Source organism: Natronosalvus rutilus (assembly GCF_024204665.1).
GTDB classification, from domain to species: Archaea; Halobacteriota; Halobacteria; order Halobacteriales; family Natrialbaceae; genus Natronosalvus; species Natronosalvus rutilus.
Map to the genome: position 1 here is coordinate 161,347 of NZ_CP100356.1, position 24,310 is coordinate 185,656.

General features: G+C 59.1%; 16 protein-coding genes and 3 pseudogenes. 5 read left to right on the top strand and 14 right to left on the bottom strand.

The features are described 5' to 3' along the window. Nucleotides 1-40: 40 nt before the first annotated feature. The 8 genes and pseudogenes from NGM29_RS19210 to NGM29_RS19245 form a co-directional block, all read right to left on the bottom strand. Complete coding sequence (locus NGM29_RS19210) at nt 41-925, bottom strand: biosurfactant protein 1 (protein WP_254161208.1); 885 nt, start codon at nt 923-925, stop codon at nt 41-43. 88 nt (nt 926-1,013) lie between these two features. Continuing rightward, nucleotides 1,014-1,940, bottom strand: coding sequence for a transcription initiation factor IIB (locus NGM29_RS19215; protein WP_254161210.1), 927 nt, complete (start codon nt 1,938-1,940; stop codon nt 1,014-1,016). 227 nt (nt 1,941-2,167) lie between these two features. Beyond that, a pseudogene (locus NGM29_RS19220) lies at nt 2,168-2,269 on the bottom strand (DNA-binding protein); the annotation flags it as partial. 40 nt (nt 2,270-2,309) lie between these two features. Further along, nucleotides 2,310-2,975, bottom strand: a complete 666-nt coding sequence (locus NGM29_RS19225; RefSeq protein WP_254161213.1) for a RidA family protein — start codon at nt 2,973-2,975, stop codon at nt 2,310-2,312. 228 nt (nt 2,976-3,203) lie between these two features. Next, entirely contained in the window at nt 3,204-3,485 is a 282-nt protein-coding gene (locus NGM29_RS19230; protein ID WP_254161215.1) for a PadR family transcriptional regulator, read from the bottom strand. 180 nt (nt 3,486-3,665) lie between these two features. Continuing rightward, nucleotides 3,666-4,364 (bottom strand): annotated as a pseudogene (locus NGM29_RS19235) (DNA-binding protein); the annotation flags it as partial. Between the two features lie 560 nt (nt 4,365-4,924). Continuing rightward, complete coding sequence (locus tag NGM29_RS19240; protein WP_254161217.1) at nt 4,925-7,105, bottom strand: heavy metal translocating P-type ATPase; 2,181 nt, start codon at nt 7,103-7,105, stop codon at nt 4,925-4,927. A gap of 132 nt (nt 7,106-7,237) precedes the next feature. Continuing rightward, nucleotides 7,238-7,666, bottom strand: a complete 429-nt coding sequence (locus NGM29_RS19245; protein ID WP_254161218.1) for a universal stress protein — start codon at nt 7,664-7,666, stop codon at nt 7,238-7,240. A gap of 202 nt (nt 7,667-7,868) precedes the next feature. Here NGM29_RS19245 and NGM29_RS19250 point away from each other — a divergent pair, with 202 nt between their 5' ends. Next, entirely contained in the window at nt 7,869-8,726 is an 858-nt protein-coding gene (locus tag NGM29_RS19250; protein WP_254161220.1) for a universal stress protein, read from the top strand. A 44-nt stretch (nt 8,727-8,770) separates the two neighbouring features. Here NGM29_RS19250 and NGM29_RS19255 read toward each other — a convergent pair whose 3' ends face one another. Both NGM29_RS19255 and NGM29_RS19260 read right to left on the bottom strand, forming a co-directional pair. After that, complete coding sequence (locus tag NGM29_RS19255; RefSeq protein WP_254160710.1) at nt 8,771-11,455, bottom strand: cation-translocating P-type ATPase; 2,685 nt, start codon at nt 11,453-11,455, stop codon at nt 8,771-8,773. Between the two features lie 234 nt (nt 11,456-11,689). Further along, nucleotides 11,690-12,001 (bottom strand): annotated as a pseudogene (locus tag NGM29_RS19260) (DUF2267 domain-containing protein); the annotation flags it as partial. Between the two features lie 102 nt (nt 12,002-12,103). Here NGM29_RS19260 and NGM29_RS19265 point away from each other — a divergent pair. The 3 genes from NGM29_RS19265 to NGM29_RS19275 all read left to right on the top strand — a co-directional run bounded on the left by NGM29_RS19265 (nt 12,104) and on the right by NGM29_RS19275 (nt 17,901). Further along, complete coding sequence (locus NGM29_RS19265; RefSeq protein WP_254161237.1) at nt 12,104-13,000, top strand: universal stress protein; 897 nt, start codon at nt 12,104-12,106, stop codon at nt 12,998-13,000. A gap of 294 nt (nt 13,001-13,294) precedes the next feature. Further along, nucleotides 13,295-16,039, top strand: coding sequence for a cation-translocating P-type ATPase (locus NGM29_RS19270; RefSeq protein ID WP_254160712.1), 2,745 nt, complete (start codon nt 13,295-13,297; stop codon nt 16,037-16,039). A gap of 506 nt (nt 16,040-16,545) precedes the next feature. Then, complete coding sequence (locus tag NGM29_RS19275) at nt 16,546-17,901, top strand: sulfatase family protein (RefSeq protein ID WP_254160714.1); 1,356 nt, start codon at nt 16,546-16,548, stop codon at nt 17,899-17,901. 443 nt (nt 17,902-18,344) lie between these two features. On the opposite strand, the gene NGM29_RS19280 is transcribed toward NGM29_RS19275, so the two are convergent. Together NGM29_RS19280 and NGM29_RS19285 are read right to left on the bottom strand one after the other, a co-directional pair. Further along, nucleotides 18,345-19,730 carry an ADP-dependent glucokinase/phosphofructokinase gene (locus NGM29_RS19280; protein WP_254160716.1) on the bottom strand — a complete coding sequence of 462 codons (1,386 nt, stop codon included), beginning with the start codon at nt 19,728-19,730 and terminating at the stop codon, nt 18,345-18,347. Between the two features lie 70 nt (nt 19,731-19,800). Then, complete coding sequence (locus tag NGM29_RS19285) at nt 19,801-20,604, bottom strand: class I fructose-bisphosphate aldolase (RefSeq protein WP_254160718.1); 804 nt, start codon at nt 20,602-20,604, stop codon at nt 19,801-19,803. Between the two features lie 388 nt (nt 20,605-20,992). Between NGM29_RS19285 and NGM29_RS19290 the strand changes: the two genes are divergently transcribed. Next, nucleotides 20,993-21,967 (top strand): nucleotidyltransferase family protein, encoded by a 975-nt coding sequence (locus tag NGM29_RS19290; protein ID WP_254160720.1) that lies wholly within the window; start codon nt 20,993-20,995, stop codon nt 21,965-21,967. Between the two features lie 96 nt (nt 21,968-22,063). Here the strand turns inward: NGM29_RS19290 and NGM29_RS19295 are convergent, their stop codons facing one another. Both NGM29_RS19295 and NGM29_RS19300 read right to left on the bottom strand, forming a co-directional pair. After that, nucleotides 22,064-22,957, bottom strand: coding sequence for a universal stress protein (locus NGM29_RS19295; protein WP_254160722.1), 894 nt, complete (start codon nt 22,955-22,957; stop codon nt 22,064-22,066). A gap of 67 nt (nt 22,958-23,024) precedes the next feature. Next, nucleotides 23,025-24,269: a glycosyltransferase gene (locus tag NGM29_RS19300; RefSeq protein ID WP_254160724.1), complete on the bottom strand. Its 1,245-nt coding sequence runs from the start codon at nt 24,267-24,269 to the stop codon at nt 23,025-23,027. Nucleotides 24,270-24,310: the final 41 nt, after the last annotated feature.

Genomic DNA, 24,310 nt, shown 5'->3' on the forward strand with positions numbered 1-24,310 from the left:
GACATTCTCTGTTGGTTAAGATATTATCCAACCGATTATCCTATTTGGGAGCAGGTCCATGACGAGGCGACTGACACACCTGGCACTCCCATATCGGCTGACCAGACCACGTCTCATCTGGGAGAGACTCGAACCTCTGGAACTGATGCTCAGTCTTTCGACCACACGTGCGACAGTCAAGCCGCGTTTTCGAGAGAACACTGGGTTGACGATTCTCGGAGTGCTCGTCGTCGATGAAGCACTGGAGTGCAATCGCTGGCACCAGCCAGATGTCGTCCTCGACGGTCTCGAGTAGGGCTGTAACCTGATCTTCGTCGTGAACGTCGTGCCCACCTTCATCGTAGAGGAATGTCGTGTGCGCCCCCTCATGCCGCGACTGCGTCGACTCTGTCTGTCCCGTTCGTTCACGAGCGGCTGTGAGTAGCTGTTCACCGCTTTCGGAGGTGACTTGTACTGCTTCGGGCAGCGAGGGCCACTTGTCGGTCAGCTGTGTGGCGGGCTTCGTATCGAAATCGTAGATCAACTGGCAGTCGTTGACGGCTGGATCCCTATCGGGCTTCGCGAGAAGGGTGGCTGCCGCAGCGCCCTTCGCGAGGGCGTGATAATTGGTCGAGGCCTCGACGAGCAGATGGACGACGTGCAGGAGTGTCCACTCGGTGTCTAAGGGCTGCTGCTTGTCGGTGGCTACTCCGAGATGGTTCGTGAGGCAGAACCGGCACTTGGTCTGGCTGGCGGGGATCGACGCGCCACAGGAAGTACACTCGCTCGCTGGTGGGACTGGGTCGTTTGGATATTCCACGAGTGTCTCCTCAGTTCGGTCTCGAAAGGGCTCGCAACGACGGTCTCTGGCGAGTTCATCGTCGGGAATCTGCGTCGCCTCGCCAAGCGGTCGGAGTTCCTCGAAATCAGCGTAACGGTCGGTCATGGGGACGTCTACCAGCACGTTCCTTCGTCTTCACTTTTAAACATCAGCCCCACACCCAGTACAGACTAAACATTTCGAGTCAGATGCTTCAGAGGGCCAGTTCAGCGAGTGTGGCTTGATGTGACCGGATGGTCGGAGTCGTGACGTTCGCAGCCTCCGCGGCCTCCATCTGCGTCAGCCACCGTCCTTCGTCACGCCCGGCCTTGTAGAGACAGGCCGCTGCGAAGCCTGATGGCCGGACGCCCGTTGTAGCACCTGTTGATTCAGCTTCTTTAGTCATCTTTCGAGCTCGTTGTCGAATGGAGTCAGAGACGTCGAGTTCCGCTGCAAGTCGGGGGATGAATTCGCTCGGACGAACGGGCTGAGCCGGGAGTCCGAGTTCTCTGTTTAGTGTCTTGTAGGCGCTCCTGACTCTCGACTGTCCGACCCGTGCCGCATCGGCGATGTCCTCGAGCGTTCGTGAGAGACCGTTACAGCGACCGATCCCGTAGACGCTTGCTGCCGCGATAGCCTCGAGCGATCGGCCGCGTAGCAGGTCTTCGTTCTGTGCATTCCGGAACAGCTGACACGCCTGGTCGCGAACCGACTCTGCGAATTCGAGTGTGCTCACGATTCTTCGGACTTCACCCAGGCCCTGTACAAGGTTTCGCTCAGCTTTCGACTGGAACCGCCCACGAGACTGCTCACGCCGCATTCGGGCTAGCCACTGGCGCTTTTGCCCGGAGAGTTCGTTCCCGTTTGCATCGGTCCTCCGACCGATCTCCGTCGACAGCCCTCGGTCATGACGTGCCGCAGTCAGTGGAGCCCCCGTCCGCTTTCGCTGGTCCTGATCGTGAGGTCTCCATTCCGGACCGTGATCGATCCTTTGCTCGTCGATGACGAGCCCACAGTCCTCGCAGATCGTTTCGATAGCGTTGGTGGTGACCTGGCCGTCGCACTCAGGGCACTGGTTCGATTCTGTTTCGGTCTGGACGTCTTCGTCGAATGGCATCTCGTAAATCTCTCTAGTTGCCATGATGCTCACGAGGGGACAACGCACTGCTCAGGACGCCCCTCAGCCACTCTGGGGCAAACAAACACCGCACGATACGGTGGTGGCACGGATCTATGGGGTGGCGAAAGCCCGGCAGCGAAGCGGCGCATTTGCGCCGTGAGCAGCCCGGAACGTGGGGGTGGTGGGAGGTGGCGGTGACCGCTACACATCAGCAAAACTGGGGCGTCGCTCCGGCTATTCCCACTACCGACTGCACTCTTCAGGTCGTTCCCACCGGCTACGGCCTCACCCAGCCGCCGGCCGGTCGCCGCTCGCGACCAGCCATCCGGCTTCTCCGCCAGCCGCATCGACATCAGCCCTCGATTCCAAAAGGGAGTAACTATTTCTAATTCATTCCTCAACCGGAACCTCGACCTCGAGTTCGACGAGTAACCCGTCCTGTGCGAGCTGCTGTGGCCCGAGGAGCGTGAGACATGGATACGGTGGATCGGCGAATACGTCGTTCCACACTTCGAAGAACGCGTCCCGGTTCGTTTGTAGCTCGACGACGTGCGCAGTCACTTTCGTCACGTCAGCCAGCGATCGATCGATACTCTCGAGGAGTATCTCGACGTTCTCGAACGCTTTGAGCGTCTGGCTTGTAATATCTTCCCCCGCGAGTTCGAATTCCTCGTTCCAACCGACTTGCCCGGACATAAAGAGGGTGCCGTCTACAACGATACCATGACTGTAGCCGATGCTCGAGGCGTCGATGAGCCCGTCTGGAGCGATCTGTTTCCGTGCCATATCATAGCAGTCAGTGTGGGACTCGAAGTATATGGCGGTCAATATGTCGTCGACCGTTTCGGAAACGTAGGGCACGTCAGCGTTAGCGCTCACAGGCGTGATGTACGCCGTTCTGGTGCCGCGGTCGATCACCAGGACCTCGTCGGTCTTGAGGCGTGAGTCCGGATGGATGAGAGAAGAGGTCCGAGGTGGGTGCCTCTGGTACGTCTGGGAACGATGGACCCGTTTCAGTCTTTCCTGTTGAGATAATGAATGGATCGGTTCCCTCAATATTTTGCGTTCGCGAGCGTCCTCGTGACCCTCTTTGGGCGATTCGAGACGGTCGTGAAGCGGCTCCTCTAGTTTGTGAACGTCGGATCTATGCCATCGGTGTCGCCGAAGAACAGAGAAGACCGCTGGCCATCAGTGGGTCTCACAATACAACTGCACGGTCAGCGTTGAGATGGCGGATAGGTAATGAGATGACTCGGTAGCTTTATCGAACGGACTCCACTAAGGTTACAGAAGGTCTCCAACGTACTGGTCTTTCCACTGTCGCCGATCTTCGATCTCACGATGTCCACGGCGCGTCACGGAATAGATGTTCGTCCGGCGATCGGCCTCACCTTTCTCGATAAGTCCTTTCTCGACGAGAGTGTCAAGGTTCGGATAGAGACGGCCATGGTGGATCTCTTTCTCGTAGTAGTTCTCGAGTTCGTCTTTAATTGCGAGTCCATGCGGTTCGTTTAGTCCGGCGGCCACATACAAGAGGTCACGCTGGAACCCGGTCAGGTCGTACATTGTCGATACTTTGTAGAATAGACAATTAAAGACTTGGAATACTGAATACCCTTGCCACAGACAGATTCAGCGAAAGCCCGGCAGCGTAACGGCCATTGGCCGTGAGCAGCCCGGACCGTGGAGGTGGTGGGAGGTGGCGGTGACTGCGTACACATCAGCAAAAAAGGGGCGTCGACCCGGCTATTCCCACCACCGACCGCGCTCTGGGAACATAACGGTGCTCCACCCGGTCAGGGCCACGGAGACGCGCCCGTTGTACCAGTTCTTCGCCGCCCCGTGAATGCGAACGCGCTCGCCTTCTTCGATCCAGGGTTGGTCGCTCGCAACCCACGACGTCAGCTTCGTACGCCCGCTCTCGTCCTCGATGAGCCCCACCTGGGAAATGGCAGCACTTGACGGCTCCCACAGTTGCGTCACCGTCCCTTCGATGCTCACCTCTTTGCGATTGACCTCCTCGAGTTTCCCGATTGGAACCACCTGTCCTGGTGCCGTCTCCAGTTCCTCGAACACGCTGACGACTGCGCTCATCAGGTCGTTCCCACCGACTACGGCCTCACCTAGCCGCCGGCCAATCGCCGCTCGCGACCACCCGTTCAGCTTTTCGGCCAGCCGCATTGACTGTCTGTTCACCGCCGCCAACTGCTCCTGGGTGAGTTCTGCACGAGGATCGTCCCGCTCCGGATCTGCCATCGGGTTCACGCTCGCCGCCCGCTTCTGGAACGCAGCACGCCACTCAGCGCTCTGCTTCGCCGCAATGTCTCGCGTCCGTTGCTCCCGACCTTCTTGCATCCCAATCTCCGCCTGGGCGCTGATGCGCTCCAGCTCGGCTTCCCGTGCTCGAATGTGCTCTTCCTGTTCGAGGGTCACACCATAGGTACGTCACCGGCCAGAAACCGGCACACCGATCAAGAACCAGGGTGAGGGAGAACGGATGGTCGCACTCTCGGACCAGATCTGTGACCTCCTCGATGACTGGCTGAAAACTCAGCGACCATCGGTGGCAGATGAGTATGGACGCGAGCCGCTCTTAGCATCGCGTCAAGGACGAACGAACAAGACTACGCTTCGTGCTTACGTTTACCGTTGGACTCGGCCCTGTGCCTACAGCTCTGAGTGCCCACACGACCGAGGTCTGGGAGAGTGTGAAGCGATTGCGCACGATGCGGCACACGCGTGTCCGTCAAGCGTAAGCCCACACGCGATCCGCCGTGGAAGCATCACCCACAGTCTGAACAGCGACATGCCGGATAAGGTGGTTAGTGACCGAGCGAACGTTAGTCAGCGAGTCATTGAGCAGCACTACGACCGACGTACGGAGCGTGAAAAGATGGAACAACGGAGGGAATATATAGATGACCTCTAGAGGATACTCTGTCTGAACCGTTCGGCCAGGTCACGTAATCTCGTCAATTAATTCGAACCCATTCTTCAACTGCGCGCTATTCTCGATAGCCGAGCAATCGAAGACCGTTCAACGAAACGAGCACGGTGGAGCCTTCGTGGCCGACTACTGCAAGCGGAAGCGGGATGCCTCGGAGGAGAATCGTGCCGACCATAAGTGCAATCGCGCCGAACGCGATGGCGAGATTGACAGTGAGTGTCCGGCGAGTCTTCCGCCCCAGTCCGAGGACGTACGGTATCTTGCTGAGATCGTCGCCCATCAGCACCACATCGGCGGTTTCGAGCGCAACGTCGGTCCCCGCCCCACCCATTGCAACGCCGAGGGTCGCTGTGGCGAGCGCCGGTGCGTCGTTGACACCGTCGCCGACCATCGCTACGTTCTCATATCGCTCGACCAAGTCCTCAATGGTAGCCACCTTTTCCTCCGGTAGGAGTTCAGCCTGGACCTCGTCAATGCCGACCTCGTCAGCGATTTGCTGTGCGACGCGCTCGTTGTCGCCCGTCAACATCACGATATGCTCAACCCCGAGCGAGCGGAGGTCGTCAATCATCTCAGCAGCGTCCGGCCGAACCGTGTCAGTGAACGAGAGCCATCCCAACACGGTGATCTCGTCATCGTCCTCTCGGGCGACGAGGACGGTAGTTTTTCCCTCTTTCTCAAGTGTCCGGAGTCGGTCTAACCCTGGTTCGAGACCATCGATTGGTGCGTCTCCAACCACGGTCTCGAAGAAACTTCGATTCCCAATGTGGATGGTTCCGCCTTCAACATCAGCCTGAACCCCCTTCCCGGCGATTGACTGAAACCGCTGTGCGCTGGGCACCGTCAGTGACTGCTCTTCCGCCGCCGTCACAGTCGCACGAGCGAGATGATGCTCCGACCGGGCTTGCACCGCGGCTGCGAGTGAGAGCAAATCGTCGACAGTTAGGGCACCGTCATCCACGCCCTCACGGACGAAGACGTCGGTCAACTGCGTGTCGCCCTTCGTGAGCGTACCTGTCTTGTCGAACGCGACTGCGTTGATATTCGCTGCCGCCTCCACATGCTCGCCACCCTTGAATAGGACGCCCTGTCTGCCACCGGAGGCAATTGCCGAAAGGACTGCCGCAGGCGTCGAGATGATGACTGCACACGGAGAGGCGGCGACCATCAGTGTCATCGCACGGTAGAACGTGCTGGTGAATTCGCCACCGACCGCAAGTGGAATCGCAATCGCTGCGATTGTGAGTGCGAACACGCCGAGGACGTACGGTTGTTCGAGACGATCGATGAGGCGCTGGGTCGGGGCTTTCTCGCTCTGGGCGCGTTCGACCATGTGGATGAGGCGGGTAATCGCCGATTCGTGAGCCTGCCGCGTGACTTCGATTTCAAGACTCCCGCTCTCGTTGATCGTCCCGCCGAAAATCTCGTCGCCGCGTTCCTTCGGGACGGGTACTGACTCGCCGGTGAGTGACGCTTGATCGACCGTCCCCTCACCGGACGTGACGACGCCGTCGAGTGGAATTCGGTCACCGGGTCGGACGACGAACACGTCGCCGACGGTCACGTCGTCGATGGGGACTATGACTTCCTCGTCGTCACGCAGGACTTGCGCTTCGTCCGGTCGCATCTCAACAAGGGATTTGATCGCCCGACGCGAGCGCCCGATGGCGTAATGCTGTAGCGTATTCGACAGCGAGAACAGGAAGAGGAGCATCGCGCCCTCAAACGGTGCGCCAATCGAGAGCGCACCGAGCGCGGCGACGATCATCAAGAGGTCGATATCGACGGCGCGGTGGCGGAGCGTTTCGATTGCGCCTTTCAGCCCGTACCACCCGCCGAAGATGTATGCGGCGCCGTAGCCGGTCCACAACAGAAGTTCTGGTCCGTTGAGCCACCCCGTCGCCAGGCCGATCATCATGCCGGCGAGAGTCAGGCCGACGAACACTGCCTCCCATCTGAGTTCCGAGCGAGTACTTCCGTCGTCGGTTACTGTCTCAGAGTCTTCATTGAGTGCGACATTACGATCACGGACCGCTTGTCTGAGTGTTTCCTCCGAGATTGTACCCTCGTCGTAGGTAATCCGGACGCTCCCCGTTCGGAACGAAACTTCGACATCGTGGACACCGGGAGTGTTTCGGAGATGTTGTTCGAAAGCTCGTGCACCAGCTTCGCCACGACCGCCTCGCCGCTCGATCTGGACCGTCCATGTCGATAGTGAGGATTGTTCAGTAACTGTCACGTGTTCTCTCTATAGATGGTGCGTATTTTGCAGGTGGGGTACAGCAATAAGTCGTTGCCTGTTCGTCTGTGAACAGGGGGTTCTCCTGGCAACGCTATTGTTGTGTTGATACCATTCCCCGGTCCGAGTGGGTCATCGAATGATCGTCACTGGAATCTGTGATCGGCGGGTGACTGTCTCGGCGACGCTTCCGAGAATCGCGCGGTCGATTCCTGATCGGCCGTGACTTCCCATGACAATTTGATCGATGTCGTGTTCCGCAGCATATTCGACAATCTCTCGCGCCGGTTTGCCGACTTCCGTGACAGTCTTGAGGTCGATGTCGTAATCTGCTGCGAGGTCCGTGGCTGACGTATGAAGGGCCGTTGCTCGTTCTTGGGCATTGTCGTACCAGTCATCTGCGACTGGAAGGCCGCCAGCCTCAACGTCGATGATCGAGTCAATCGGATTGATGACGTACATCGCGGTGATGGTTGCGTTCGGGCAGTTCTCGATCGCGTATGCGAGGGCACGCTCAGAGAGCGGCGATCCATCGAACGCGACGAGAACGGTGTCAGGCATACGGACAGAGTACGTGGTGGATTGACATGAGGGACTGTTCCGGACGCGGAGGGTCTTTTGAAACCACCTTCTTTAGCATATTACGGTCAGAAACAGCTGGCCCCTGCATTCCCTAGTTCTGTTGAACTCCAATAGGGCGCTGGAAACAGAATGCACACCTATCCTTGATGTGGTTCCCGGACGAACTCGGTGTTATCTACTGATGTTCGATAACATCCTCGTCCCGACGGACGGAAGTGACTGTGCACAGGCAGCTGTCGGGTACGCCGCAGACTTGGCTACACGCTATGACGCGAAAGTACACGCGCTCTGTGTGGTCGATTACAGGACACTCGAAAATGGTCCACAGTACGACCAGATTAAGAAAGAACGCGAGGAGTTCGCTGAAAGAACCTGTAACGACCTTTCTGTGAGTGGCGTCCCAGCTGAACAAGCCGTCCGTACTGACATCCCCCACAAGGCGATTCTTCGATACGCAACCGAACAGGACATCGACCTCATCGTCATGGGGACGCACGGCCGAACCGGCGTCGAACGGCATCTACTCGGGAGTGTCACCGAAAAGGTGGTCCGGCTCTCAGATGTGCCAGTGTTGACGGTGAAAGCGGAAGGTGACGGTGAAATTACGTACCCCTACACCGATATCTTAGTTCCGACCGACGGAAGTGAGGGAGCTGAGGCCGCTATTGACCCCGCTGTCGATATTGCGTGCACATACGATGCTCGGCTACATGCCCTCTCTGTCATCGATTCGATGGTGTTGGGCGTCGATGTCCGATCTGTTGCAATCGTCGAAACACTCGAAGAGTCCGCTCAATCAGCGGTAGAAACCATCGAAGAGCAAGCGACCCAGGCCTCCGTGTCTATGGTCGAAACCAAGATTGAACACGGCAGTCCCTACCGAGGGATTCGTTCCTACGTTGAGGAGCACGACATCGACCTCGTCGTTATGGGGACGCACGGACGCAGTAGAATCGAGCGATACCTCCTGGGAAGCATCGCCGAAAAGACAGTGCGCACGTCACCAGTTCCTGTAATGACCGTCCGTCAGCCAGAATGACCGCTTCCTTGGTCTTCGACTTTCGAAAGAACTCTCGACGGTCTTTAATCTGTCCGCCAGTATTTGTGCGCTTCAGCGACTATCAGTACTGTCGGTGCGATCAAGAGTATGCGAATCCACGTTTCTACCGCAATCGGCTCGATCCCGAGCAGCAGTTGCGTTGGACCGACGTGAATAGCGATCAGATGCACCACCAGTGCCGTGAGCGTCCCGCCAAGGAGTATCGGATTGGAGAACGGGCTCTTCTCGACAAAGGAGCGCGATTCGGACCGACACGTCCCGAGAAACAGAGCCATCGAAACGACCATCGTCGTGAGAGCAGCTGTCTGAGCGTATCCGAGCGTCGCCCCGTTTGTGAACTCGTACCAGAAGATGGCGAGTGCGAGGACTGCGAGCCAGATGCCGACTGTTATGGTTCTCTCAAGCAGTTGGCGCGAAAGCAATCCCGCGTCAGGTCGGTGAGGCGGGCGTTCAAACTGTTCTCGCTCGCCGGGCTCGAACGCCAGCGCGACGTCCTGAATGCCGTTATTGACGACGTTCAACCACAGCGCCTGTGCAGGTAAGAGGAGAAGCGGAAAGAGGCCTGCATCGTCGCGCGGGAGCACGCCGACGATAGCGAGGAAGAACGCTGCGAGGATCGCCAAGACGAGCGCGACGCCAGTTGCAAGGAGGAACATCGTCGCCTTCCGGATGTTCGAAAAGACGGTGCGTCCCTCCTCAACTGCGGCGTAAATGGTAGCGAAATTGTCGTCGGTGAGGACCATTTCGCTGGCCTCCTTAGCGACGTCCGTTCCAGTGATTCCCATCGCTGCACCGATGTGTGCCGCCTTCAACGCTGGAGCGTCGTTGACCCCATCTCCAGTAACAGCCACGATCTCGTCGTCAGCCTGGAGTAACGTGACGATCCGGTGTTTTTGCGCTGGGCTGATGCGGGCGAAGATGGCCGTGTTCCTGAGAGCTTCAGTCAGTTCCTCGTCGGAGAGCTCGGCCACTTCTTCGCCGGTGAGTACTCTGTCGGATTCGATTCCAACCTGTTCCGAGATGGCTTTCGCAGTGACCGCGTGATCGCCGGTAACCATCTTGACTTGTATTCCAGCACGGTCACACGCAGCAATTGCTTTGGGCACGCCCGATCGTGGGGGGTCGATCATGCCCGCGAATCCGAGAAACGTCAAACCGTCCGGCTCCTCCGTATCCGTTAGATCTCCGTCTCCTCGGGCCATTGTGATAACCCGGAGTCCATCGCCAGCGAGTTCGTCGGCTTTCGTGAGCACTTCCTCGGCGTCAAGTGATGTTTGCCCAGTCGCTGTCAAAATTGTGTCACACATTTCGATGACGCGCTCGGGAGCCCCCTTGACGTAGGTAACGGGGCCATCGTCCATCACATGTGTGGATGCGGTGTAACGGCGATCTGATTCGAACGGCAGATGATCAATCTGTGGATAGGCCCGAATCAGTTCGTGTTGATCGAGGCCCGCCTTTCTGCCAGCGACGAGTAATGCCGTTTCCATGGGATCGCCCACTGCTTTGAGCGTCCCGTCGTCCGTTTCGTCGAGAATTGCTTCGTTTGCCAGCGTCGCGGCGAGCAGCGTCCCGTGCAACCGGGTCCCCTCTTCGATTGGAATTGTCTCCTTGCTCTGCCGAAATTCGCCTACCCCCGGATTCCCATCGGCAGTCACGTCCACGAAGCCATCGGCAGTCCACATCTGCTGGACAGTCATGCGGTTCTCGGTAATTGTGCCGGTCTTGTCCGAGACGATGACACTGCAGGAACCGAGTGTTTCGACGGCGGGGAGCCGCCGGATAATGGCGTTGCGGCCGGCCATCCGGCGAACACTGACTGCAAGCGCTACCGTCATCACGACCGGCAACCCCTCGGGGATGGCAGAGACCGCCGTGGCGACTGCGAGCAAGAAGACATCCGCGATCGGGATCGCTTGCCAAAGCCCGATAGCGAATAGGGCGACCGCAATTCCAAGAATGGCGACGCTGATCAGGTTTCCAAACCGGTGCATCCGCGTCTGAAGCGGCGTCGCCGCACGTTCTGTCTCTCGAACCTGCCCGGCGATCGTCCCAATTTGGCTATTTCCGCCAGTTGCAACCACGACACCGACACCCCGGCCTGAGGCAACCGACGTCCCCATATAGGCCATGTTCCGTCGATCAACGACTGTGTGTTCCGGTTCGACGGGTTCTGTCGAACGAGAGATGGGTACGGATTCTCCGGTCAAAATCGCAGTGTTGAGTTGTAACTCGGTGGTCCGAATCAACCGAAGGTCTGCCGGAACGACACCACCAGATTCTAATAGAACGATATCACCTGGAACCAGATCCGTGCTGTCTATCTTGGACAATTCTCCATCTCTGCGGACCTGTGCCTTCGGCGTGACAAGTGACGCCAGTGCTGCCATTGCGTTTTCCGCCCGGTATTCCTGAACAAATCCGATGACGGCGTTTATACCGAGAACAAGTGCGATGACGATTGCATCAGCGTAATGGTCGATAGCAACCGTGATAACAAATGCAACGAGCAAGATATAAATCAGTGGACTCGTGAACTGATGGAGGAAGATCCGTACCGGACTAATTACCTCGCCTTCTCCGATGGTGTTCGGTCCGTATCGGTCGAGACGACGCGCAGCTTCTTCACTGGCCAGCCCATTCTGACTTGACGCTAATTCGTCAAGCGTCTCGTCCAAGGTGGCCGCGTGCCACGCCGTCTCATCCATTCTACGTAAACAATCGGAAGGGACGGCCAAAATTCTGTGGTGGAGTGGGTTTCATTGGGCGTCTTTTCTTTGACCAGGGGAACCTCACGTACTAGCGAGTGACAGGACTCCACTATTGAACCAGCTAGTCGTTGTCTCTTGATGTATGCAGATTGAGTGGTATCAAGGATAGCAGGAGGAGGTTCAACCAGCCTCATCCTAAAAATCCGAGAAGGAGTTGTTGGAGGTCGGATGGGGAACGAGTGTACTCACGAGATCAACGATAACCTGTGCGTGGTAGGCTGCCTCCGGTCGATCCGCACCTTCGATCTCACTGACGCGCATAACGAATTCCTTCCAGTCGAACCGCTGGCCGTGCTCGTGGACGGCTCCAGTCATGTACCACTTTATCTCCATTGGGAGCGATGCGGCGAGGTCCTCGGCGTTTTCCTCGGGGATTCGCTAACCCAACGTCATCAACGTCGCTCGGATCGCACGAACGGTTTCGCCGGTTCCTGGAAGTTCGAGGTGGTGCTGAACCTCTCCAGTGAATTCATCGAAGTTCATGGATTTTTCTGTTGAACCACGGGACAAGCTGTAATAACATCTGGCCCGTTGAGGTCACTCTGCCAAACGATGAAGGGAGTCACTCCCAAAATCCTACCCAGGATGTATGACCGTATTGTAATCGCTGTGGATGGGAGTGACGAAGCGAGGCTAGCAGCACGACGTGTACTCCATCTCGCTCAGGCCTTCGACGCGACCGTCTCCGTTCTCTCTGTCGTCGAACAGAAAGCACTCCAGCTCACAGAGACGTCTGCTGAGAAAACGCAACTGCACGAACGTGGGGAGGCGGCTCTCACAGAGATCGAGGAACTCGCGTCAGAGCTTGGCCTCTCTGTGACTCCGAAACTGCTAGAAGGAAAGCCCGCTGTCCGAATCAGCGAATACGCTGACGAGCAGAATGCAGACCTGATAGTCGTCGGGAGACAGGGATTGACTGGGGTCAGTCGGCGTCTCTTGGGCGGTGTTACCGAACAGGTGCTCCACCGAAGCGACGTCCCCGTGCTCGTCGTCTCGGGCGAGGACAACGAAGGTGAGATGGACGCCGAGTATTCACGAGCCCTCATCACGACGGATGGCAGTGAAAATGCTGAAGTGGCGATTCCCCATGGGACAGCCATCGCGCAGCGCTATGGGTCAGACGTTCACGTGTTGAACGTCGTGGATCTTCAGGCTGCAGGCGGTGTGTTCAACGCGGGGGGCCTCGAAAAGGAATTCCTTGAACGGCTCGACGCGAGAGGACAAGACGCCGTTGACAGCGTTGCGAACGAGATCGAGGAATCTGCCCTGGACCTGACTGTAAAGACCGCCGTCGAACGCACGAAGTCGTTCGAGGGGGCAGCTGCCGGTGTCCGTGAATACGTCGAGGAAAATGAGATCGATCTCGTCATCATGGGTTCGCACGGTCGGTCGAATCTCAAGCGGCAACTTCTCGGCAGTGTTGCATCCACCGTGATTCGAATTGTCGATGTCCCTGTCCTCGTGGTCAAGCGGTCTGATTGACGTCCTCATCGAGAGAGTTCAATTCTATTTCCGTACAAACACTATTACGTAAGAATTCCGCTATTTGCATTGCGACTGTTCTCGTCACCTTCTGATCGCCTCAATTGTAACCGATTCACTCGGCCGTGCGTACGACCATGGGCTGGTTGGTAGAGAAGAATAATGTGCCCGAGTTCTTGACGCGCCTACGTTTACACCCCCCAAATCAAATTTGCTGGCGCGTGAAACAGCTGACAGGCAACGCAGCAGATCCGGGTGAGCCTGTTGACAGGTGTCGAATCCCCGCACTAAACAATGGCACGAGATACGAGCGACGGTCAGACGCCCTGGTCGCGGTCGGTCAGCGACGTGTTGGAGCAGGCCGATGTCTCGCAAGACGAGGGGCTGACCGAAGACGGCGTCAAGCGCAGACGAGTCCAGTACGGGCCCAACGAGTTGCGTGAGGCCGAACGGCGACGCTGGTTCGAGATTCTGGCAGCTCAGTTTACGAGCTTCATCATCCTGTTGCTCGCCGCCGCAGGCGTGGGCGCGTTCCTCCTGGGCGACACAATCGAGGCGATCGCCATCTTCGCCGTCCTCGTCATCAACGGCGTCATCGGCTTCATCACTGAGCAGCGTGCGGTCAACTCGATGGAAAGTCTCCAGGAGATCACGGAAATTCGAGCCAGAGTCCGGCGAACCGGCGAGGAGACGGAGATTCTCGCAGAAGAGCTAGTGCCGGGCGACATTGTCATCCTCGAGGCCGGCGACGTCGTTCCGGCCGATCTACGGGTACTCGACCCGGCCAAACTTCAGGTCGACGAATCGGCCCTCACTGGCGAATCCGTCCCTGTTGGCAAGACGAGTGAATCGCTCGATGATGACGTCCCGCTGGCCGAGCGGGAGAACATGCTCTACAAGGGAACCTACCTGACGCGAGGGACCGTGGAAGCCGTCGTTGTGGACACGGGGCCGGATACGGAACTCGGGCGGATCTCGGCGTCCCTCGCGGAGACGGCCCAGGAGAAAACGCCGCTCCAGGAGAAGCTCGACGAATTGGGCCAGAAGCTCGTGCCGTTCCTGCTCGTGGTGGCGACCATCGTCCTCGTGTCCGGCTGGCTCAGAGGCCAAGATTTCTTCCTGATGGTCGAGACAGCTATCGCGCTGGCCATCGCAACCGTCCCGGAGGGACTCCCCATCGTCGCCACGCTGGTACTGGCACGGGGCATGTGGCGGATGGCCGACCGCAACGCGCTCATTACCAACCTTGCTTCCGTCGAGACGCTCGGCTCCACGACAATTATCTGTACCGACAAGACAGGTACGCTAACCGAGAACGAGATGACCGTGGCAGCCTACGAACTGTCCAACGGTTCGGTCGAGGTCACTGGGACCGGGCTCGACACCGAGGGGGCGTTTCAGCACGGCAGCCAAGAGCTGGACGAGCCGGAAGACCCCGTCCTAGGGGAGGCCCTCGAGGTAGGTGTGCTCTGTAACAACGCCTCCGTGACCGAGGCAGATAGCGAACCGACCGTGACGGGCGATCCGATGGAGGTCGCACTCCTAATAGCGGGCTTGAAGGGCGGTCTCGACCGGACCGAACTTCTCGAATCGCTGCCGGAAGCCCGGGAGGTCGCTTTCGACCCGTCCGTCAAGATGATGGCGACGTATCACGACCTGGACGGACGGTACAGGGTTGCAGTGAAGGGTGCACCGGAGGCAGTCATCGACTCGGCCTCCAGACTGGTAACGAGCGACGGCACTGAAGAGTTATCGGCTGACGAGAAGAGCGAGTGGATCGAGAAGAGCGATGAAATGGCTGAAAAGGGGTTACGTGTGCTCGCACTCACCCGGAAAGAAGTCGATGATCCGGAAGCACCGCCGTACGAAGACCTAGCGCTGCTCGGGCTGGTCGGCTTCATCGATCCGCCACGCGAGGAGGTCAAGGCAACCATCCAGGGGTGTCAAGATGCGGGGATGCGCGTCGTGATGGTGACCGGCGATCACGCGGGAACGGCCAAAAACATTGCCCAGAGCGTCGGGTTGGTGGCCTCGGATGACACCGAGGCCGTCAAGGGTGAACAACTCGACGCCCCCGACAAACTCTCCCAGCAAGAACGAGAGCAGTTCGTGAACGCGCCAATCTTCGCGCGAGTCAGTCCCGAGAACAAGCTCGACTTGATCGATCTTCATCAGACGGTCGGCTCTATCGTCGCCATGACTGGGGACGGCGTCAACGACGCGCCGGCACTGAAAAGTGCCGACATCGGTGTCGCAATGGGCCAGCGAGGGACGCAGGTGGCTCAAGAGGCTTCGGACATGATCCTGCAGGACGACAACTTCGAGAGCATCTATCACGCCGTCAGGGAAGGCCGGATCATCTTCAGCAACATCCGGAAGTTCGTGTTATACCTCATGTCCTGCAACCTGAGCGAACTGCTGGCCATCTTGATCGCCGCGCTACTGGGCTTTCCCCTGCCATTGTTTCCTCTGCAGATCCTGTTTCTCAACGTCGTGACTGACGTTTTCCCGGCGTTCGCGCTCGGCGCCTGCGGCGGTAGCAGGGACATCATGGATCGTCCGCCGAGGGATCCCAACGAACCGATCATGACGCGAACCCATTGGACCGAGTTGGGATTCTATGGAGGGCTGATTTCGGCCGCTACGATCGGCGCGTTCGTGATTGGTGGGAGGATGTACGCTGGCGGTCTGGAGACCGAAGAAGCCGTCACGATCTCGTTTCTCACGTTAGCCTTCGCGCAACTCTGGCACGTGTTCAACGTCCGGGAAATCACTTCTGGCATCCTGCGGAACGAAGTCACTGAGAACCTCTACATATGGGGTGCTTTGGGCCTCTCGACCCTGATCCTCTTCGGCGCAGTCTACCTGCCGGGAGTCTCGTTGGCGCTGAGTACTACCCCTATCGGCTTGGAGGGATGGCTAGTAGTGTTCGGGATGAGCTTGATACCGCTCGGCCTGGGACAGGTCGAACGCGAGTTCCGGCGGCGATTCGGGACACCCAAACTTGGGACAACGCTCAAAAACTCACTGTTTGACTAACTGTTACAGAGGATCTAGCCGATCCTTGGACTATAATCCGAGAGAGTAGTGATCGATGCCTGAAGAAGACCTATTCGAAACCGAGGGCCACGGATCAAGAGCTAAATCGCCGAATCACTTGTCGAAGCTGCCAATGTGATAGAACCTGGTACCGTTCGCTTAGAAAGCGCTACCGAGACGAAATATTACAATCCCCGAGAATCCACGGTTTGAAGTCGAACTCGAACACCTCACCGACTCGGAGACGGGAGCAGAACGATATGAATTAGAATACGAAATTCGATGGACCATGTGATGACTTTGTCAGGCTAGAGATGTGATCTCTCGCCGAGTACCTAATAGACGTCGGAGGGGCCGAGAACCGCGGTGATATTTATGCTCCAACGTGGAGTCGCCCACCTCTCCTACGAGCAGTACGGACTGAAGGCAGTCCCTGTTCACTCGGTTCGATGGGGACAGAGTACCGTGGCCAGTAGTTATCCATCGGGCCGTGGTACACCAGTGATATGAAAGATTCGCGACCGAACGTGCTGTTGATACACGGACACGACCTCGGACGGTATCTCGGGTGTTACGACGTCGACATTGACACGCCGCGTATCGACGCACTCGCGGACGAAGGAGCGCTGTTCGATCGACACTTCGCGACCGCTCCGCAGTGTTCACCGAGCCGGGGGAGCCTCATGACCGGGCGGTTCCCGCACGTCAACGGATTGATGGGACTCGCACATGGTAACTGGGAACTCCATGACGACGAACGGATTCTCCCGCAGTATCTCAGCGACGCTGGCTACGAGACGCACCTGTTCGGCCTCCAGCACATCACGCAGGATACAGATCGGCTCGAATACGATCACGTTCACTCCGAGGGGAACCTGTATCCCGGCGTCTCTCCGTCGGTCCACCAGGCCAATCGAGCCCGTAACGTCGCGTCGGTCGTCGCGTCGTTCTTTGAAAAGTCGGCGTACGCCGCGCCGTTTTTCGCGTCAATCGGCTTCTTCGAGTGTCACCGAGTCGAAGAGAAGAACGGTCGATTCGGATTCGACGCCGACTATTACCAGGGCGACGAACCTGAATCGGTCCGCCCACTCCCATACCTTCCTGACCGCCGGGGGATTAGACAGGACCTCGCGGAAATGCACGGCATGGTGTACGCCGTCGACGACGCAGTCGGGACCATCCTCGATGCGCTCGCTGCCACCGGTATCGACGAGGAAACGCTCGTGATCTTCACCACCGAACACGGCATCGCGTTTCCGCGCGCGAAAGGCACATGCTACGACGCCGGAATCGAGACTGCACTGGTGATACGCTATCCGGGCGTCGTTGATGCCGGTCGGCGGTACGACGACCTGGTGAGCAACATCGACGTCTTACCCACGGTTCTTGATCTCGTGAACGTAGATGACTCTGCGGCGATCGACGGCCGGAGCGTGGCCGCCCTGATTGCCGATGACGCGGGGGAATATGACAAGCGGGATCAGATCTTCGCAGAGATGACCTGGCACGACGTGTATAATCCGATCCGCGCGATAAGGACCGACCGCTACAAGTACATCCGGAACTTCTGGCATCTTCCCACCGTCTATCTGCCAACGGATATTTTCGCGAGCGAGTCCGGTCGCGAGGTCCGCGAAGCGGACGGGGTGCCGTCCAGGCAGTACGAGGAACTGTACGATCTCCGAGACGCACCCCAGGAGGACGACAACGTCGTGTATGAGCCCCGGTATCAGGATGTTAGACGAGACCTCTCGAGGCAACTCTACGGGTGGATGGACGAAACCGAGGATCCACTACTCGACGGACCCGTTGTTCCAGGCGATTATGGCGAGATTTTGTCGTGGCCGCACGATAACTCGTGAGGGGCGTCGTCCGATGAGCGATCAGGAACCCTGAGCCCCTTCGTTCAACACCGGTACGACTCTGGTCGTGATGAGTGATTGGAGGTCGAACAGATGGATCACGTGATGTACCGATATCTCCGCGTCGAGAAGCTCACGCACGGATGGCGAAGGGCATGCGGAGCCGTCGGCGATTTGTTCACGGAAGCGAAACCGTTCGAACCATCCGATTTCCAATCACAGTAGGTAGACTTACGGGGCGATTCCTGCCGAGTGCCAACCCAATCTCATTCTTTCCCCATACTGGATCGAACATCTCCCTTGCGTCTATAGTCCAACCGGGAACGAGATCAGTGCCGATGCGGTCGAGATACTCCAGTGACTCACACGGTCGACTGCGGTCGGTGGCAGGAACTTGGATATTGACGGTCAACGCAAGCACAACGAGCAGTTTCCAGACCGGTTCACGGTTCCCCTTCGATACCGTCGGTGACGGCTAGTTCGAGGAGGAAACTCGAGGCCGAAACGACGTCGCCGATACCGACCGTCCCCGCGGGGTCGTCGACGACGCGATTAGGACAGGCGACGACCGTCGGCGTACAGAGCGTGCCGTCGTCGGTCGGTTCGCCGACGTGGTCTGCGAGGAGTTGGATTGCGTCCCGCCCCATCGTCGACGGCTCGTACGCCAGCCCCGTCTCGAGGTCATCGGGAGCCGTGACGTCGCCTCGAGCCGCCTTGGTCGCGGCGTTAACGGCGGCGAACGCCAATCCACGTCGGATGGATTCCGGAGGGAGATAGGAGTCCATCACGGCGAGGTGGTACTGCATCGCGTGTAACCGGATGCAGTCGACGCCGAGGTCCTCTCGCAGCGCGGAGAGCATCCGGTAGTGGGTGAGGATTTCGGTGGCTTCGAACGGCGTCTCTTCCGTCGGTCTCTCCTTCGGGGCGTCGAGACCGGCGTCGTCGTGGAGGAGGGCGAGTTCGCGGGTGTCCGTACCGAGGACGTTCGCTTCCGGAAGGATCACCTCGTACATGCTCGCCCGGAGGTCGTCGTCGTGCGTGACGGCGTACTCGACGTGAATCGGTAGCTCACCGCCGGATCGAAGCCGGCGGATGACGTCCCGCGCGTGACGGTGCGTCCGTTCATAGCTTCCCTCGAGGTGTTCGGAAGAGAGGTTGTGGTAGCCCGCCAGCAACGCCCCGTCGACGGCCTCGCCAATCTGGTCGATCTGCGAGTCGAGATCGCCGGCGTGCAGGTCGAACTCCGGCGGCCTCGATGCCGCGATGAATCGGGTGTTTTCGGTGGCGCGAACGTCGAAGAGTTCGTTACCCACAGCGAACTCGAACACCCAGTTTATCTTCGTTCGCTCGGTATTGACGGCGTCATCGAGCGGAACGAATCGTACCCGGCCGTTTTCGACGCTCGGATACCGCACCGCCCTGGGTCGTCGAAACGCCGAAATCTGTCGGTCCGACAGCAAGTAGGTGTACATGATCGGCGAGGCCCCCAGCAAAGAGGCGAGGTTAGTCATGATTCCCGTCTGCCCGCCTAGCTGCTGGCTGTCGGGTTCGAACTCCGACTCGAGCGTGCCGGCGAACGCGTCCGTCATCGCGATTTCGTCGCCCCGTCCGGCCGCCATCGCGTGCGTGATCGCCGCGGCGAGATCGCGTTTCGAATCCAGCGGACTCGGGGGCGGCTCTTCCCCGGGCGCTGCGGGCCGCTCGAGGTACGATTCCAACTCGTCGTCGATCTGGACGATTGCGTCTACGTTCGCGTTGTACGCGACGAACACCGACAGCCCCTCCAGCGCTCGGACATCTGATTCAATATTTGCGTCGATACATGACATGGAGCCGACTCCCAGACCCAGCAGGTTAATGCTGTTCGGGCGTTCGTCCACCGGCCGAGAGCGAACCGCTTTACCCGCCGGGGTGGTCCCGCTCGAGGACGGCGTCGGCGGTCTCGCCCTCGTAGACGATTCGCTCGAGAGCATCGAGCAATTCGATCGGATCCTCCCGTTGCCAGACGTTTCGTCCGACGGCAAGCCCGTTCGCGCCGGCTTCCATCACGGCCTCGACGGTGGAGAGGAACTCGTACTCGGCGGTCTTCGATCCGCCGCTCATGATGACTTTCACGTCCCCAGCACACCGGACGGCGTGGGCCATCGCTTCCACGCTACCTGGATACTTCACTTTCGTGACGTCGGCACCTAATTCGAGCGCAATGCGCACCGCGTAGGAAACCGTACTGGGTGCAGTGTCGTTTCTCACTCCTTGACCCCGGGGATACGACCACATGACGACGGGGAGGTCGTATTCGCGGGCCCGCTCGTGAATGTCGCGGAACTCCTCGTACATCTCGACTTCGTGGTTCGAACCACTATATACGGTGAACCCGACGGCGTCCGCCCCGATGTCGACGGCCGTCTCGACCGAGCAGTTGACGGCGGAATCGGGCTCACCCATCCACAGGTTCGACGTCCCATTGAGTTTCATCAACAGGGATACGTCGTCCTCGAAACTCGGATAATATCTCTCTGCGACGCCCTTCTGGACGGCGATTGTGGTGACCGCGTCGTGTGTCGCGATATCGAAGACGGCGGACGGATCGAATCTGTCCGGCACGTCCGCGAAGTCGCTCGGTCCGTGCTCGAGACCGTGATCCATCGCCAGGAGTACCACTTTCCCGTCCCGAACGATCGCGGAGTTGTCGATCGGAATCATTCAACGAACCCTCCACCGGTGGCACATATATGATTGATCGCCGATCAGGTTGAATGATCACGAGACGAGTATTACGAACGCTGTTGTCCTCACTCGTCATCGATCTACTGTTCCCAATGCACCGATCAGCGCCTCTAGCGCACTCTTCGCCGCAACTATCGACTTAAGGAGCGATCAACCCCCGTCGCCGAGGCCGCCCACGCTGTAAGGTTTACCACCGAGGCAGTGGGAGTCGAAATCGGAAAATGCCCCGGAGTTACACCAATACGATCAGCGATTCATTCACGGTATGCGACGGTTACGGCTGCGTCGGCGAGTCGGTTCCACCGATGTACGACCGCCACAGCGTCGTAGACAATTGGCGCCAACTGAACGGTCGCTTGAACTCATGAAAGCCGTGGTACTCGCGGGCGGCTACGCGACCCGGCTATGGCCGATTACGAGAAGCCGACCGAAGATGTTTCTCCCGCTCGGAGACACCACCGTCGTCGATAGAATCTACGCCAAACTCGAGGCGGAAAAGCGGATCGACGAGGTGTACGTCAGCACGAACGAGCGGTTCCTCGCTGACTTCGAGGCCCACCTAGTGGACACCGGGTACGACAAACCCCGTCTGTCTGTCGAAGAAACGCACGAAGAAGCCAAGAAGTTCGGCGTCGTCGGCGGACTCGAGCAACTGATCGAGCGCGAGGGTATCGACGACGATCTGCTGGTGATCGCTGGAGACAACGTCTTTGACTTCGACATTGGAGACTTCCTCGAGTACTTCGAGCGACGGGATGGGCTGACGATAGCCGCGTACGATGTCGACGAGCCGGAACGGGCTACTTCCTACGGGGTCGTTGAACTCGAAGATGACCGGGTCGTTGACTTCCAAGAAAAGCCCAACGAGCCGGTGGGGACGCGTGTTTCCGTCGGGTGTTACGCATTCTCACGAGAGACGCTGCCCCTGTTCTCGACGTACCTCGAGGCGGGGAACGACCCGGATGAACCGGGCTGGTTCGTCGAGTGGCTGCACCCTCGCGAGCCGACGTACGCGTACGCGTTCGACGGGACGTGGTTTGACGTCGGTACCCTGGAGAGTTACCTCGACGCTGTGGCCTGGCGACTCGATGGCGAGTCGCTGATCGCCGACGACGCGCGTCTCGAAAATACGACGGTCGGGAGCGCCGTTCACGTGATGTCGAGCGCGACGCTCGTGGACATGGACGTCGAACGGGCGGTGATCTTCCCCGACGTAACGCTCGAAGCGACGACCGTGCGCGGATCGGTCGTTGACGAGGGGGCCACTATCGCCGGGATCGACCTTCACGACGCGATGATCGGCGCGTACACTCGAATTCCCGATACATCGTCGGGGTGACGCTGAGCGGCGCCGGTCGTCCGCCGACCATTGATCTCCGACGCTCGAGCAAGTTGTGACGGTCTCGACCAAAACGACTCGGCCACCATCTCGCGGTTACGGGGCTTCGGCGCTCACGGGAACGCAAAATATCGGAACGTCGGCCTGACGGACGACATTTTCCGTGACGCTCCCAAGGAACCACTGCCCGATTCCCGTCTGGCCGTGCGTTCCCATGACGATCAGATCGATGTCTCGGTCGCTCGCGTACGTGAGGATCACCTGCGCCGGCGGCCCGGTCGCGAGCGATCCGGAGACGCCGACGTCCGCTGCTCTTGCACGGTTTCGTACCGTTTCGAGCGCGTCCTCGCCGCGGCGCTCGAGTGAACTAATCAGGTCCGGTGGTTCCTGGTTCCCGGAAAAACGACTCATGTCGACGGAGTATACCGTGTGTACTATCGATTCCAGCCGGGTTGCCAGTGCGATTCCCCACTCCGTCGCGATCGCAGCCCCCTCACTGCCGTCCGTCGGCAGGAGCAGCCGTTCGAACGTGACCTCGCCGGGCGTTTCCACGCCCGCCTCCGGAGGAACGGCGAGGACGGGCGTTCGTGCCGTCCTGAGAACGTTCTCGGTGACGCTCCCGAGGAGTATCCTGTCGAGTCCCGTTCGACCCTTTGTCCCCATAGTGATGACGTCGATCTCGTGGCGGACGGCATACTCCCTGATCGCCTGGAACGGGGTCCCCCACTCGAGTACGGTCGTGACGTCCAGTTCCTCATCGTGGTTTTCCACCGCGGTTACGACCGCCTCCACCGCTTCTTCCGCCCTTTCCTCGAGCGACGAGCGCACCGTGTCGTCGGAATCGACAGCGCCGTTCCGCGACTCTGCGACCGAGAGGACGTGCACGTCGGCGCCAATCTGCGACGCGAGTGCGATCCCGACGTTCGCTCCGACGAGCGCCCCTGTACTGCCGTCCGTCGGTATCAACATCGAATCGATAAACCCGCTCATGGGAGTGATTCACCGCCCCCGTGGATAATTGTGTGGGGTCTGTGACCCAGCTACGGACGCTGTCACGTCAGCTATCGCGTTCCAAGACGGTGACGAAAACCCCGAAGAGATCCGCGAGTTGGCGGGGGAGCAAAAAGTGGTCGCGGACGTGCGCTCGCCCGTTCGAGCCGAACGCCGTTCGCCGATCCTCGTCTTCAAGGAGGGTGACGAGGTGATCGGCGACGCCCTGGACGTCGTCGGGTTCAACGAGGTAACCGTTCTGACCGTGCTCGACTTGCAGCGGGATGCCACCGACGTTCGAGCCGACGACGGGTGTGCGCTTCCAGAGCGCCTCGGAAACGACGAGACCGAATCCCTCGCGCAGTGACTTCTGCACGACGACGTCGGACCCTCGTTGCAAGACGTTCACCCTCGTATCGGGAAGATCGGTCAGCACGTGTACGTCCGGATCGTCGGCTGCCGCTTCGGCGACTTGCTCGTAGATCTCCAGCCCTTCCGGATCGTCGCCGGCCATCCCGCCGGCTAACGCCAACTGGAGCCCCGTAACGTGCTCGCGGGCGCGGTGAAACGCCTCCAGGGTGCCGAACTGGTCCTTCCACGGATCGAACCTCGAGACCTGCGTCACGAGTGGCGCGTCGAACGAGAGGGGATCCATCCGGTCTCGCTCGGTTTCGATAGTCTCCTCGTCGATCGATCGATTCTTCTTCGTCAGGGGATCGATAGACGGATGAACGACGCTCGTCTTCGGCGCCTCGACGTTCGCCTCGTACGCGGACCGACTGACAATTGCGTGATCGACCCGGCTCGTATATCCGGACACGAACGCGAGGTACTCCTCAGACGGGTCGGTGATGTCGATGTGACAGCGCCAGACGTACGTCGCATTCGGCATCGTTTCTTCGAGACGCTCGAGCATTCCGAGCGGCTGGGGATCGTGGATCACGACGAGATCGTACACGTCTTCGATTTCGGCCGCGTTTCGCTCGGTCACCGCACGATACGTCGATTTCATCGACTCGGTGAGCGGGCTCCTATCTCCCTGAAGCCCGTTGTGGATCGCCTTGGTCACCTCGAAGAACTCGTCGGTGGCGTCCATGACGACCCAGTCGGTTTGGACGCCGAGATCGTCACAGACGGGAACGATCGACCGGAGCAGCTCCGCGACGCCACCACCGGTCGCCGTCGAGTTAACGTGAAGGACTCGGACGTCCGGCAGGGATTCGGCGAGCGATCGAAGTCGCTCGAGCTGATCGCTATCTATCACGGAGCCGTACATTTCGATCGATCGGTTCGGAAGTGACGGGCTATGCATTGTCCGTACTCGTTGTACAACGGCCGTGGTATCAGTTGAGG